At 58.6% G+C, this 13,742-nt stretch carries 11 protein-coding genes; all 11 read right to left on the reverse strand.

The genetic code is table 11. The annotated features are described in order from the left end of the window. Positions 1 to 21: 21 nt before the first annotated feature. Positions 22 to 750 carry a 30S ribosomal protein S2 gene (gene rpsB, locus U0L91_RS11385; protein ID WP_330047052.1) on the reverse strand — a complete coding sequence of 243 codons (729 nt, stop codon included), beginning with the start codon at positions 748 to 750 and terminating at the stop codon, positions 22 to 24. 257 nt (positions 751 to 1,007) lie between these two features. Continuing rightward, positions 1,008 to 1,982 (reverse strand): 6-phosphofructokinase, encoded by a 975-nt coding sequence (pfkA, locus tag U0L91_RS11390; RefSeq protein ID WP_330047054.1) that lies wholly within the window; start codon positions 1,980 to 1,982, stop codon positions 1,008 to 1,010. A gap of 126 nt (positions 1,983 to 2,108) precedes the next feature. Continuing rightward, positions 2,109 to 5,642 (reverse strand): DNA polymerase III subunit alpha, encoded by a 3,534-nt coding sequence (locus tag U0L91_RS11395; protein ID WP_330047056.1) that lies wholly within the window; start codon positions 5,640 to 5,642, stop codon positions 2,109 to 2,111. A 30-nt stretch (positions 5,643 to 5,672) separates the two neighbouring features. After that, positions 5,673 to 6,587 carry a DNA-binding protein WhiA gene (gene whiA, locus U0L91_RS11400; RefSeq protein WP_330047058.1) on the reverse strand — a complete coding sequence of 305 codons (915 nt, stop codon included), beginning with the start codon at positions 6,585 to 6,587 and terminating at the stop codon, positions 5,673 to 5,675. A gap of 29 nt (positions 6,588 to 6,616) precedes the next feature. Next, a complete protein-coding gene (gene rapZ / locus U0L91_RS11405; protein WP_330047060.1) occupies positions 6,617 to 7,480 on the reverse strand; it encodes an RNase adapter RapZ in 864 nt (287 codons plus the stop codon). A 30-nt stretch (positions 7,481 to 7,510) separates the two neighbouring features. Then, complete coding sequence (murB, locus tag U0L91_RS11410; RefSeq protein ID WP_330047062.1) at positions 7,511 to 8,425, reverse strand: UDP-N-acetylmuramate dehydrogenase; 915 nt, start codon at positions 8,423 to 8,425, stop codon at positions 7,511 to 7,513. Positions 8,426 to 8,453: 28 nt separating this feature from the next. Beyond that, the gene (locus U0L91_RS11415; protein ID WP_330047064.1) at positions 8,454 to 9,410 is read right to left on the reverse strand and encodes an ROK family protein; all 957 of its coding nucleotides are present in this window, start codon (positions 9,408 to 9,410) and stop codon (positions 8,454 to 8,456) included. Beyond that, a complete protein-coding gene (locus U0L91_RS11420; RefSeq protein WP_330047066.1) occupies positions 9,407 to 10,156 on the reverse strand; it encodes a phosphatase in 750 nt (249 codons plus the stop codon). The genes U0L91_RS11415 and U0L91_RS11420 overlap by 4 nt, the downstream gene beginning before the upstream one ends. Positions 10,157 to 10,184: 28 nt before the next feature. After that, the gene (gene hprK / locus U0L91_RS11425) at positions 10,185 to 11,123 is read right to left on the reverse strand and encodes an HPr(Ser) kinase/phosphatase (RefSeq protein ID WP_330047068.1); all 939 of its coding nucleotides are present in this window, start codon (positions 11,121 to 11,123) and stop codon (positions 10,185 to 10,187) included. 132 nt (positions 11,124 to 11,255) lie between these two features. Continuing rightward, positions 11,256 to 12,269 carry an acyltransferase family protein gene (locus U0L91_RS11430; RefSeq protein ID WP_330047070.1) on the reverse strand — a complete coding sequence of 338 codons (1,014 nt, stop codon included), beginning with the start codon at positions 12,267 to 12,269 and terminating at the stop codon, positions 11,256 to 11,258. Next, positions 12,259 to 13,740, reverse strand: a complete 1,482-nt coding sequence (locus U0L91_RS11435; RefSeq protein WP_330047071.1) for a rhamnan synthesis F family protein — start codon at positions 13,738 to 13,740, stop codon at positions 12,259 to 12,261. The genes U0L91_RS11430 and U0L91_RS11435 overlap by 11 nt, the downstream gene beginning before the upstream one ends. Between the last annotated feature and the right edge of the window lie 2 nt (positions 13,741 to 13,742).

Consider the following 13,742-nt stretch of genomic DNA (forward strand, 5'->3'; position numbering starts at 1 on the left):
AGGTTTCGGATGCGTTCGGAATTAGTTCTCTTCCGTCTTGGCGGCTTCCTCAGCAGGAGCCTCCTGGGTGCCCTGCTTGCCTTCGAGGACCGCGTCAGCCATCGCACCGGAGATCAGCTTGACGGCACGGATGGCGTCGTCGTTGCCGGGGATGACATAGCTGATCTCGTCGGGATCGCAGTTGGTATCGACGATGGCGACGATGGGAATGTTCAGCTTGCGGGCTTCAGAAACGGCAATGCGCTCCTTGTGGGGGTCAACGATGAACATGGCCTTCGGCAGGGTCTTCATGTTCTTCACACCGCCCAGGTACTTGTCCAGCTTGGCCATCTCGAGCTCGAGCTTGACAACTTCCTTCTTGGGCAGCAGATCAAACGTGCCGTCCTCCTGCATGGTCTTGAGCTGCTCCATGCGGTCGATACGCTTGCGGATGGTGCGGAAGTTGGTCAGCATACCGCCCAGCCAGCGGGCATTGACATAGTGCATACCGCAGCGGGTAGCCTCGTCACGGATGGACTCCTGAGCCTGCTTCTTGGTGCCGACAAACAGGATCTCGCCGCCGTCAGCAGCGACATCGCGCACGAAGTTGTAAGCCTCATCGAGCTTCTTCACGGTCTTCTGCAGATCGATGATGTAGATGCCGTTGCGCTCCGTAAAGATGTACTTCGCCATCTTGGGGTTCCAGCGGCGGGTCTGGTGACCGAAGTGTACGCCGGCTTCGAGAAGCTGCTTCATAGAAACGACTGCCATAGTAATTTTCCTCCAAAATTTAGTTTTTACCCTCCGCACTGCGTACTTGTTTTCTAACCGTTCCGGCCGGACGGCCAAAAAGGCACAAAAAAACAACGCAATGCGTGTGTATTGCCGTAATATAGTAGCACAATCCCACACAAAATGCAAGAACTTTTTTCCTGCATCGAGAGAATTGGCAAAACCGGCCCGCGATAGTCCGCCGGAGCCGCAAAAAATCCGCAGTCCAGCGGACTGCGGATCGGACAGTTCTGCGCTCAGATCGAGATGGACTCTGCCACTTCGATCTCATACGGATCGATGGTCTTGTGCATGGACAGCGCCACGTTGACATCGTAGTCCACGATCTTGCCGCCCGAAACCGCCACGACGCGGTTATAAATGCCCTTGTCCAGAAGGTCAATCGCATGATAGCCCATCAGGGAGGCGTTGACACGGTCACGCACCGTCGGAGAACCGCCGCGCTGGATATGGCCGAGAACCGTTGCACGGGAATCGACGCCGGTGGCAGCCTGAATCTCGTTGGCCAGTTCCTGCGCCCCGATGACACCTTCCGACACGATAATGATGAAATGCTTCTTGCCGGTCACCTGGGTCTGACGCATCCGCTGCAGAATATCGCGCTCGAAATCAAAGGGACGCTCCGGCAGCAGCACCGACAGCGCACCGGTGGCAATGCCCACATTCAGTGCAATATAGCCGGCATGGTGGCCCATGACCTCCACAACGCTGCAGCGGTCATGGCTCTGGGTGGTATCGCGCAGCTTGTCGATGGCCTCGACGGCAGTATTCATGGCCGTGTCATAGCCGATGGTGTACTCGCTGCAGGCGATGTCATTGTCAATGGTGCCGGGGATGCCGATGCAGGGCACGCCCAGGTTTGCCAGCGCACGGGCACCCATAAAGGAGCCGTCACCGCCGATGACAACCAGCGCATCAATGCCCAGTTCCTTGCAGCGCGCAAGGCCCTTGGCCTGGCCTTCCCGGGTTTTGAACTCCAGGCAGCGGGCCGTGTACAGAATCGTGCCGCCGCGGTGGATGATCTCGGAAACGCTGCGGACGTTCATCTCATAGCACTCGCCGTTGATCAGACCGTTGTAGCCGCGCTGAATGCCCATCATGCGGTAGCCCTTGGTGATGCCGGCACGCACAATGGCGCGCACCGCTGCGTTCATGCCGGGGGCGTCGCCGCCGCTGGTCAGCACGCCGATGGTTTTGATTTCCTTCGCCATAAAAATGTCCTCCTTGAGAGTAAACGGAAAACACAGATAAGTTTATTTTTTAACATACTCCCTCGGCTCCATTATACCATAGACGGCGCCCGGGGATTATGGACAAAACTTGCAAAACATATGGATTTATTTTGCACTGCTGATCTTGACGTGATCAGGTCCGAGAATTCTTTCCAGTTCCTGACGCAAAAGCGGATGATCCAGCGCCCAGAGCCGCTGGGGAGCCCGCATTCTGCGGCCGGTGTCCTCAAACTTGAAATAGACCGGCGTGGGCCCATCAAAAATGTTGTGCAGAAGATTTTCAATCCGGTGCATCTCGGGGCTCTGCATGGACGGCACCAGCAGCCAGATACTCCCGGCAGCGGGAGCCGCGACGGATTCGCTGACCTTGTCGGCACGGTTCTGTCCGAAGCTCTTGGAGGCATCGTATCCTTCCACGGGCAGGACGCTCTCCACCATCAGGCGGGTGCCCTCGTCCTCCTTGACCGAAACCCGGCCGCTTGTGACGACAACGGCGTTTTCCTGCAGATAGGCCCGGCAGTTGGCATATACCCGCGGAAAGACCAGCAGTTCCATGGTGCCGGTCAGGTCTTCAACGGTGGTGAAGGCCATCAGGGTGTTGGACTTGGTCGTCATGACCTTGTTCTTGACCACCGTGCAAAGAATGGTCACGGTGCGGTTGTCAAAATCCTTGGCGTTCTCCCCCTGCAGCTGGGCAATCGTGCAGGTGGAAATCTTCTTGATCTGTTCCCGGTAGGCATCCAAAGGATGTCCCGAAAGGTAAAGTCCCGAGACTTCCTTCTCCATTTTGAGAAGTTCATCGGTCTCGTATTCCCGCATATGGGGGACCTGATAGTCATCGTTCTGCTCAGCGTCCTCCCCTCCCAGTGCGCTGAACAGGTCCAGCTGACCTTCCAGGTTCTGGCGGGCGTCATTCTCGACGATTTTCAGGATGGTCTCGACGCTCTCGAGCATGCCGCGGCGGCTGGGCTCCAGGCTGTCGAAGGCACCGGCCTTGATGAGGCTTTCCAGTGCGCGGCGGTTGAGGGTATTGCCACGCATCCGCTTGCAGAAATCATACAGGCCGCGGAACGGGCGTTCTTCCCGCTCCCGGACCACCGCGTCAATCAGGTCTCGTCCCACGCTCTTGACGGCGTTGAGTCCAAAGCGGATGCTGCCGCCGTCCGCGGTGAATCCACCGCGGGAAACATTGATATCGGGCGGCAGGACCTTGATGCCGAGACGCTGGCACTCAGTAGAGTACTCGATGACCTTGGAGGTGTTGTCCAGCACGCTGGTCAGCAGGGCCGCCATGAACTCGTTGGGATAGTGACATTTGAGATAGGCAGTCTGGAACGCCACATAGGCATAGCAGGCGGCATGGGATTTGTTGAACGCGTAGGAGGCAAAGCTGGACATATCGTCATAGATTTCATTGGCGACATCTTCCGGGATGCCGTTCTTGACGCAGCCTGCACACTCCTTGCCGGGTTCGGTGCAGCCGTGAACGAAATGTTCGCGTTCCGCCTCCATGACCTTGTGTTTTTTCTTGCTCATAGCGCGGCGGACGTTGTCAGCCTGGCCGAAACTGAATCCCGCCAGTTCCCGGCAGATCTGCATGACCTGCTCCTGATAGACGATGCAGCCGTTGGTCACGTCCAGGATATGGGCCAGCTGCGGCGTCTTGTAGGTGACTTTGTCCGGCTCGCGGCGGTTGCGCAGATAGGTGGGGATGGAATCCATCGGGCCGGGACGGTAGAGGGAAATCAGGGCAATGAGATCTTCCAGGTTCTTCGGATGCAGACTGACCAGCACCTGCGTCATGCCGGTGGATTCCATCTGGAACACGCCCTCGGTCTCGCCGTTGGCAAGCATCGCATAGGTGTCGGCGTCGTCGTAGTCGATGTTGGCAACGCGGAATTCCGGCTCCCGCAGCCGGACAGCCGTCTCGGTATCATGGATGACCGTCAGAGTCCGCAGCCCCAGGAAGTCCATCTTGAGCAGGCCGAGGCGTTCGATCTCCACCATGTTGAACTGGGTGACCGGCAGGCCGTCGTTGGTGGACAGCGGCACATATTCGGTGGCCGGTTCCCGGGTAATCACGACGCCGGCTGCATGGGTCGAGGCATGGCGGGGCATTCCCTCGACCTTGAGAGAGGTTTCGATCAGCTCATGGACCTCCGGATTGCTGTCGTACATGGCTTTGAGATCCGGCGAGACCTCCAGCGCATGGCTGAGCGTCATCTTGAGTTCCATCGGGATCAGCTTGGCAACCCGGTCCACGTCCTGATAGGACATGCCCATCACACGGCCTACATCGCGCACCGCTGCCCGGGCCGCCATCGTTCCGAAGGTGACAATCTGGGCCACATGGTCCCGGCCATATTTTTCGTTGACATAGTCGATCACTTCCTGCCGCCGTTCATAGCAGAAATCCACGTCAAAGTCCGGCATGGAAACACGCTCGGGGTTGAGGAAGCGTTCAAAGATCAGGTTGTACCGGATCGGGTCAATATCGGTGATGCCGACACAGTAGGCCGCCAGGCTGCCTGCGCCGGAGCCGCGTCCCGGTCCGACCGGAATGTCCCGGCTCTTGGCATAGTTGATGAAGTCATAGACGATGAGGTAGTAGTTTGTGTACCCCATCTTTTTGACGACATCAATCTCATATTGCAGGCGGTCCCGCAGTTCCTGCGTGACCTTGCCGGGATAGCGGCGTTCCAGGCCTTCCCAGCAGAGCTTTTCAAAATACGCCTGGTTTTCCATTCCGTCAGGCGCTTTGAAATAGGGCAGCTTGGTGTCGCCGAACACAAAATCGAAATTGCACTGTTCGGCAATCCTGTTGGTGTTCTCACACGCTTCGGGCACCATCGAGAACAGGTCGTACATCTCCTCGGTGCTCTTGACATAGAACTCCTCGGTCTGGAACTCCATACGATCCACGTCGCGGATGGTCTTGCCGGTCTGGATACAGAGCAAAATGCTCTGTATCTTGCTGTCTTCCCGCCGCAGATAGTGGGCATCGTTGGTTGCCACCATCGGGATTCCCGTTTCCCGGGAAAGCCGGATCAGCTGGGGAAGCACGACGCGGTCCTCCTCAAGGCCGTGGTCCTGCAGTTCGATATAATAGTTTCCCTCGCCGAACAGGTCCTGATAATACTGCGCCGTGCGCCGGGCCTGCTCGTAATCCCCGGCCAGGATTGCCTGGGGGATCTCCCCTGCCAGACAGGCCGACAGACAGATCAGGCCGTCATGGTACTGTTCCAGCAGATCTTTGTCGATGCGGGGCTTGGAATAGAAACCTTCGAGAAAGCCTGCCGAAACCATCTTGATGAGGTTTTTATAGCCGGTCTCGTTTTTGCACAGCAGAATCAGGTGGTTGTTGCCGTCAATCCGGTTGACTTTGTCAAACCGGGTACGGGTCGCGACATACACCTCACATCCGATGATCGGCTTGATGCCGGCCGCCTTGGCCGCGTCATAAAACGCCACGCAGCCATACATGACGCCGTGGTCGGTGATGGCCACGGCGGTCTGGCCCAGCTCCTTGATCCGGTCAAACAGCCGATCGATCCGGCAGGCGCCGTCCAGCAGGCTGTATTCGGTATGCAGATGCAGGTGGGCAAACTGTCTTTTGTTTTGGGAAATGGTCTCGGGCATAGTGGTCCTTCTTTAAAAAATCAGGTGATCTTACCGGCCGGAGGGATCGCTCACCCGCCGGGCGGCTTCCTGAATCCGCTTGAGCCGATGGGAAAGTCCCGCCTTGCTGACGGGCGGATCAAACTTTTCGGCCAGCTTGGCAAGCGGCAGGTCGGGGTACTGCATCCGCAGGCGGGCCGTCTGCTGCAGCGGCTTGGGCAAGGTTTCCATCGCTCCGGCTTCCTCCAGCGTCTGGATGGCCAGTCGGACCTGGACAGCAGCCTGGACGGTCTTGCCCATGTTGGCGGTTTCGCAGTTGGACAGACGGTTGGTCTTGTTGCGCATGTCGTTGTACATCCGCTGTTCCATGATGCGCATGGACGCATTGGTAGCGCCCATGAAGGTGAGCAGATCTTCCAGATGATCACTGGATTTCACATAGACGGTATTGGCGCCTTTGCGGACCGCCCGATGCGGGTTGAATTCATGCTGGGCCAGAATTCCCTCGAGCTGCTGGGAGAGCGAGTGACGGGGGGACAGAAATTCGATGTTGTATTCTTTTTCGGGGTCCGTTGCCGTCCCGCAGCAAAGGAATGCCGTCGAGACAAAGAAAGAAACACAGTTCTGGCATTTGAAACAGTCCGGCCGGATCCGGAGCGTCGTTTCCCGTCCCGTATGGCCGAACAGCGCAAGCATCTTCTGGACCTGTTCCGGGTCCTTGACGCTGAATTCATAGATCGCGCCGCAGGTGCGTTCCTTGCGCAGCACCGTACCCGCAATCCCGCTGCGTGCGTACATCTTCTGGGCAAACTGTGCGACGCCCTCGTTCTCGGTCTGGAGCACCACACCGCGGTCATCAAAATATTTGCCAAAGCAGGCAATCGCATAGGCTGCCGCAGCCGCACAGCAGTTACGGGAAACCTTGCGGCGCAGAATTTCCGCCTTGACATCCTGGGAAAAACTCAAAATACGGGAATCTCCTTTCCTGTCGGGAATCAGGAAGTCCGGTTGGCATCCCGGTGCTGCACGCTGGGCTGGTAGCCCAGTTTCTGGCAGAACTCCCCGAGTTTGCGTGCAAAGGTGATGGAACGGTGCTTGCCGCCGGTACAGCCCACAGAAATCACCAGCTGGCTCTTCCCTTCCTTGACATAGAGCGGCAGAGCGTATTCCAGAAAGCTTTCCATCCGGCGAAGCAGTTCCTGGGATTCGGGGAACTGCATCACATAATCAACCACGGGCTGGTCCAGTCCGGTCAGCGATTTGAGCTCGGGAACATAGAAGGGATTGGGCAGGCAGCGCACATCAAAGACGATGTCGGATTCCTGCGGAAGCCCGTACTTGAACCCGAACGAGACAATGCTCAGCGACATGGAGCACTGATCCTTGCCGAGGAACAGTCCGCAGACTCGTTCCCGGTTCTGTGCGGCCGACAGAAGCGAGGTATCAATCACATACTTGGCCCTGTCGCGCAGCGGCTGCAGGATTGTGCGTTCCTTGGTGATGGCATCCCCGACCGGCAGGCCCTCGCTGATCGTCATGGGATGCAGACGGCGGGTTTCCTTATACCGGCGGCGGATGGCATTATCATTGGCATCCAAAAACAGAATATCATAAGGCATCTGTTTTTCGTCCAGTGCGTCCAGGGCCTCCTTGGTATCCTGCACCGAGTGCAGACCGCGAACGTCCATGACGACCGCTACCCGGCTGAGCTGATTCTCGCCTTTCTGGGCAAAGTCCAGAATTTTCGGCAGCAAGCCCACGGGGATATTGTCAATACAGAAAAAGCCGATATCTTCCAGAGCGTTGACCGCCATGGATTTCCCTGCGCCCGAAAGGCCGGTAACCACCAAAAAATTCATTGCCCTACCTCGTATTTTCGTCTTGTTATGTTATTCCACAACACGGATTTCCCGTTCCAGCGTATAGCCGGTTTTTTCTTGTACAATGCGGCGCACCTCGTCGGTCAGCTTGATGACGTCGGCACAGGTGGCGTTGCCCAGATTGACAACAAAGCCGCAGTGTTTTTCACTGATGGCGGCTCCGCCCACACGGAACCCGCGCAGACCGCAGTCCTCAATGAGCTTGCCGGCAAACTGTCCCGTCGGCCGTTTGAAGGTACTGCCGGCTGACGGCAGATCCAGCGGCTGTTTGTCCCTGCGGCGTTTCATATAGTCCTGCATGGAAGCCAGAATCGTCGAGGCATCGCCCGCATGAAGGCGGAACCCCGCTTCCAGGATGCACCAGGGCTGCTTTTCAAAGATACTGGTGCGGTAGCCGAGTCCCAGCTCGCCGACCGGCAAGGTGCGCAGCCGGAAGGATTCGTCCAGGAAGGAGACCTCCGTCACCACGTCCTTCATCTCGCCGCCGTAGGCACCGGCGTCCATATAAACTGCACCGCCGACCGTTCCGGGAATGCCGTAGGCAAATTCCAGACCGGAAAGTCCTCGCTTCTGCACCGAAAGGCAGAGTGCGGAGAGCATCATGCCGGCGCCGGCATACACCTGCGCACTGCCGTCGGGAGATTCCGACACGGAAAACCGTGTCTGCAGACGGGACAAACAGACCACTGCCCCGCGGAATCCCGCATCGGAAAACAGCGTGTTGGAGCCGTTGCCCAGCAGATACACCCGCTGCCCATACTGCCGGCAGAGTTCAAGTGTCCGGGTCAGTTCGGGAACGGTCTGCGGCTGGCAGAAACAATCTGCCGGTCCTCCGATATGGAAAGTGGTATGCCGGCTCAGCGGCTCATCAGTCAGAAAAGGAAGATTTTCGGCGCGCAGCGCGGATAAAAACAGTTCGTTCATAGCGGTTCCTCGTATCAGGTCACCGGGTTCAGATGGAATCGGCCAATGCCGCGGCGCCGATCACGCCGGCATCATTGGTCAGGCGGCAGGCGCAGATGGCCGGCACGTTGCCGCTGGTAATGTTCTTGGTTTCCTGCTCGACATAGGTGCGGACCGGCGCCAGCAGCGTTTCGCCCTGGTTGGAGACACCGCCGCCAATGCAGATGACCTCCGGTTCAAAGGTATTCACAACGTTGGCAATGCCGCAGGCAACGTACTCAATCCAGTTGTCCACGACCGCCTTGGCCGTCGCATCGCCGGCCGCCATGGCATCGAACGGCACCTTGGCGTTGACGCGGTCCAGACTGCCCGCCAGTTTCCACATCAGGGATTCGGGGTGCTGTTCCATGGCCTCCTTGGCATCTTCGGACAGCGCCCGCGAGGAAGCATACCGCTCCCAGCAGCCGCGGCGGCCGCAGTTGCACTGGCGTCCGCCCTTGACGATGACGGTGTGGCCCATCTCGCCGGCAGCAAAGTTGAAGCCGCGCAGAATCTTGCCGCCCAGAATGATGCCGCTGCCGATGCCGGTGCCCAGCGTGATGACGACGGCGTCCTTATACCCCTTTGCGCCGCCGGCAATGTACTCGCCAAATGCCGCAGCATTCGCGTCATTTTCGACATAGACCTTGCAACCGAGCAGCGTTTCCATATCGGGGCCCAGGTTCCAGTCGTAGTAACCAAAATTGGTGTTGTAGCCCACAAAGCCCGTCGTGAAGTTGACGCTGCCGGGCGTGCCGATGCCCACATAGGCAACCTCGGAAAAATCCACCTTGCATTCCTTGGCCACCGTGCGGCAGAGGTCCGCCAGCGCTTTCTCCAGATCATCCGCCGGGCGCGGCAGGCGGGTGGCCCAGGTAACCTTGCCCACCAGATTGTATGCTTCATCCACGAGTCCGGCGGTCATGGTCGTTCCGCCGAGATCGATGCCGATTGTATATTTGCTCATGTTTTGTTTCCTCCTATCAATTCCGCACAGGCCTTACCGTGCGATTTCAGCGTATGGATCAGGTTCTGCCGGTTCGCATTCACAACCAGCTCTTCGGGAAAGTCCATCTCTTCCAGCATCCGGAGCAGCGGCGGAATGTTTTCCTCCAGCTGCATGGTGCTGTGCGCGTCGGAATCCAGTGTGATGGAGCACCCGTTCTTCAGGCAGGCCCGCAGCAGCGCCCGCATATTGGGAATCCCGTCCCGGCGGACATTGCAGGAATTGCCGTTGAGCTCCACAACCTTCCCGTTCCGGGCAAATGCCTTGGTCACCAGGTCATAGTCGTACCGGTAGTTCTGCTGTTCGGAATGACCGATGCAGTCCACTGCCGGGTTCTCGGCCACCGCCAGCCAGATCCGGTTGGCTTCCCGCTCGGTCAGGAGGCCGGGAATACAGGGGCTGTGGATGGAGGCCACCACCCAGTCCATCGAGCTGAGCTGACGCTGCGTCATGTCCAGGCCGCCCTTGGTATCCATGACGTTCGCTTCGATGCCGTACAGCATCGTCACGCCGTCCACCGTGCGCGGCAGGGCGCTGAGATTGCCGAAATGCCAGATATGCGGGGCATCCGGCATGGCCGGGCCGTGGTCCGTGATGGCCAGTGCCGTATAGCCCAGCCGTCTGGCCTGGGCTGCCATCTCCAGGACGGTCTGGAACGCATGGGTGGCTGCCAGTGTATGGGTATGAAGATCTGCGATAACCTGCATAAAATTTCAAACTTCCGTTTCTTGAGGATTAAAAACCGCCGTCGATGTCATTCTGCAAACCAAGGCGCTGCAGCAGTTCCTGGGCCGCGTTGTACCCCATCTCTTTCTGACGGTTATTGATGGCTGCGGTCTCAAGGATGACCGCGAGGTTACGGCCGGGCATGACGGGGATGAGCATGCTGGGGACCTTGACCCCGAGAATGTCATAAGTACTGGTCTCAAGACCCGTGCGGTCATAGTTCTTGGTGCGGTCCCAGGGTTCCAGTTCCACAACCATCTCGACTTCCACGCTGTTCTTGACCGCGCCGATGCCGAACAGCCGGGCCACATTGATGATGCCGATGCCGCGCAGCTCGATGAAGTGGCGGATATTCTCAGGCGCCATGCCCATAATCTTGCGGCTGCTCACCTTGCGGAGCTCCACCGCATCGTCGGCAATCAGCCGGTGGCCGCGCTTGACCAGCTCGATGGCGGTCTCGCTCTTGCCGACGCCGGAGTCGCCGAGAATCAGGATGCCTTCGCCGTATACTTCGACGAGAACGCCGTGGCGCGTGATGCGCGGGGCCAGCTCGGTGTTGAGCGTCGTGATCAGCGTGCTCATCAGAGGAGAAGTCATCTCGGTGGAGAGCAGCAGCGGCACCTCGTACTTCTGCGCAAACTCCATCATTTCAGGCAGCGGGTCCAGTCCCCGGGAAAGGATCACCGCAGGCGGCACAAAGGAAAACAGTTTTTCCAGATGCGTGCGGCGGATGTCGGGTTCCAGCTCGTTGAGGTAGGACAACTCCGTCAGGCCGATGATCTGGATACGGGTCCGGTCAAAATACTGGTAATAACCGGCCAGCATAATACCGGGGCGATAGACTTCTGCGGTGAACACCTTGATCTCTCCGAGCTCTTTGGGCGTATACGCAACGGTCAGGTTGGATTCCTGAGCCAGCTTTTCAAGACTGACGGAAAACTGTTCCACAAAAAACGCTCCTTTCATACCGGTTCAATTTGGTTCTATTATACCGTAACAGATTTTTTTTGTACAGTAAATCCAAACGAAAAAATACGGAAAACAAAAAAGTACCCGCCGGGAAAGCAGGTACCGAAAGACTTACGATTTTGCGAACAGAGCCGCGGTTCCGCTGTGCACCGCCTTGTCCAGACGGAACAGCAGGGCCGAGATCAGCCCGACCAGGAACAGATACGCCCCGAACAGAAGCACCGTATCGCGCCGGGTGATGGCGGAAAGGTCAAACGCCTCCACCAAACGCAGGATGATGACGTGATGCGTCAGGAAAATGGCATAGGAATACTTGCCGGCCAAAGCGCAGAAATTCTGCAGCGGCGGGCAGTGAATCCGGCCGCCGAGCCAGGCGAGCACCACAAAGACCAGGGCACTGGCCAGGGCGCAGGTGATCTTGCTGTCCAGTTTCCACAGCGGCGAGAGCAGGAACACCGCACAGACCGCTGCCGTCAGAATTTTGGCCCGTTTTCCGAAGCGCAGGAAGGTCATTCCGAAAAGGAATTCCAGCAGATGCACCGCCAGCAGGTGGGCGTCCCAACCGGCAGCATGCACCGGCAGACAGACCGCCGCAGCCGCCGCCCAGGTCAGGACCGGATGCTTTTTCAGTCCGGCGCGGAGCAGCGGGAACAGCAGATAGAGAAAGAGGATGCTTCCCAGGAACCACTCACCCACACAAGCAAAGTCCTGGGACACCCATCCGGCCGCCACAGCGTAGTTGTCAAGGCCGAGCACCGTCAGGATCAGGGTGACCGGCTTGGCGGAAGCGTAGTACCAGGGACGGGTGACGAACCGCAGCGAGAAGAAGATGCACCACGCCAGCCAGAACATCGGATAAACCGCCTTGGCACGTTTTTTATAAAATGCCATGACGGAAAACGGTTCCTTCGTCGTGAAGGCCAGAGCCGTTCCGGAGACCATGAAGAAGAGGCTGGAGCCGAAATCTCCCAGATAGATGCCGAACGGCAGGATGCTGCCAAACAGCCGGGACGGATAGGTAAAGTACCCCGTCACCGAGGCGTTGAAATGAATGATCAGAATGCTGATCAGCGCGACCGTGCGGATCAGATCCAGATAAAAAAGACGTGGCCGTTTAACCGGCATTTCCGTTCTCCCCTTTGCGTTCCCGCCATGCCGCTTTTGCGGAGCGGGCGAGATTCTTTGCGTTGGCGCGCAGCCCCATCTGATTGTACAGACACTGTTCGAGCACCGCACCGCGGGCGAGGCTCTGCGACGCTGTCTCATAGACCGCACTGCCATGGCCGTTGTACTGCGCAATCAGCGGCAGCAGCCAGAGATCCCCGCGCTGCGTGATGGCCGGCAGTCCCTGCGGAAAAGCCTCTGCGCGCAAAAACAGTCCGCCCCCGTTGGGCAACGGCAATGCCTGGCGTTCCTCGAGCGGGACCTTGAGATGCAGTTCCTCCATCCGCTGCCGGAGATACGGCAGGTCCCGATGCCAGCGGCTTTGTTTTTCTGCCAGACAGGCCGGGAAAAGCGGCAATGCAGGTCCAAGAACGCCGATCCACGGTTCCCGGCGCAGAAGCGCGGCCGCCGCACGCTGCACCGTCTCGTCGGGGATGCTGCGGTCAAGGTACCACCCTATCGCATCGCCGGAATTCTGCGGCAGCGGTAAGAAATAGATGCCGTCGGGGTCCAGCTTGACGGGGCTGCGCAGATCGTCCGGGCCCAGCTGCCGGGGCAGTTTCCCATCCGCTTTCTCCGGCAGAAGGAACTGCCAGTGCAGGTTCTGGGCCATATTGGTCAGCGGTTGGACCGGCAGCAGGGAGGCAACAAGCTCCTGTACCGGAAACGCCGTCTGTTCCCGCAGATACCGGTAAAGCTCTGCGGCGGCCTGGCCATCGGTACGGCGCAGTTCGTCCCCGTAGGGGGTAAAGAAGCTGCGCCGCTTGAAAAACGGACAGCCGCGGCTGCGGATCAGTTCGGCCGGGCAGGCCATGATGGGATTGACAAACACCGGGGCAAGGTCCCCGGTATCCACATAGCTGTCCCACCGGTAACCGCGGGCGGCAAAATACGGGGTGAAGCGCGTTTCGTGGCAGATCACCGACTCTTCGTACCGCGACGGCAGCCGGATGGTCTGCCAGTAGTTCCAGAAATCCTCCATCATCCGGGGCCGCACCGCGAGAAAGTGGGACTGCAGATGTTCCGGCACCTGCCCGCCGAACCGGCGGCTCTTCATGGCATAATGCCGGGTCAGCCCCCAGAAATCCAGCTCAGTACGGCGGTCCATCGTCTCGAACATCCGCTCCACCGGCAAAACCGGACCGGCCAGCGTGTAGTTCATCAGGACAATTTCCGAATAGCGGTCCAGCGTCGGGCGGCCGAGTCTGCACAGCGCATCCCGGTAGGCACCCACATCAAACCCGGTATTGGGGCGTTCGAGACAGTCAAAGCAGACGCTTCCGACCCAACGGCGGGAGGCTTCCTCCAGCGTTCCGTTGGTGACAAAAAAGAGGTCCCCGCACCGTGCAAGCGCCTGCACAGCAAAACGGCAGGCCGAATCGACCTGCCCGCGGGGATCATAATGGAAATAAACAATGAGCCGCTTGTTCATGG

This window comes from Gemmiger sp. (assembly GCF_036306485.1).
Taxonomy (GTDB): domain Bacteria; phylum Bacillota; class Clostridia; order Oscillospirales; family Ruminococcaceae; genus Gemmiger.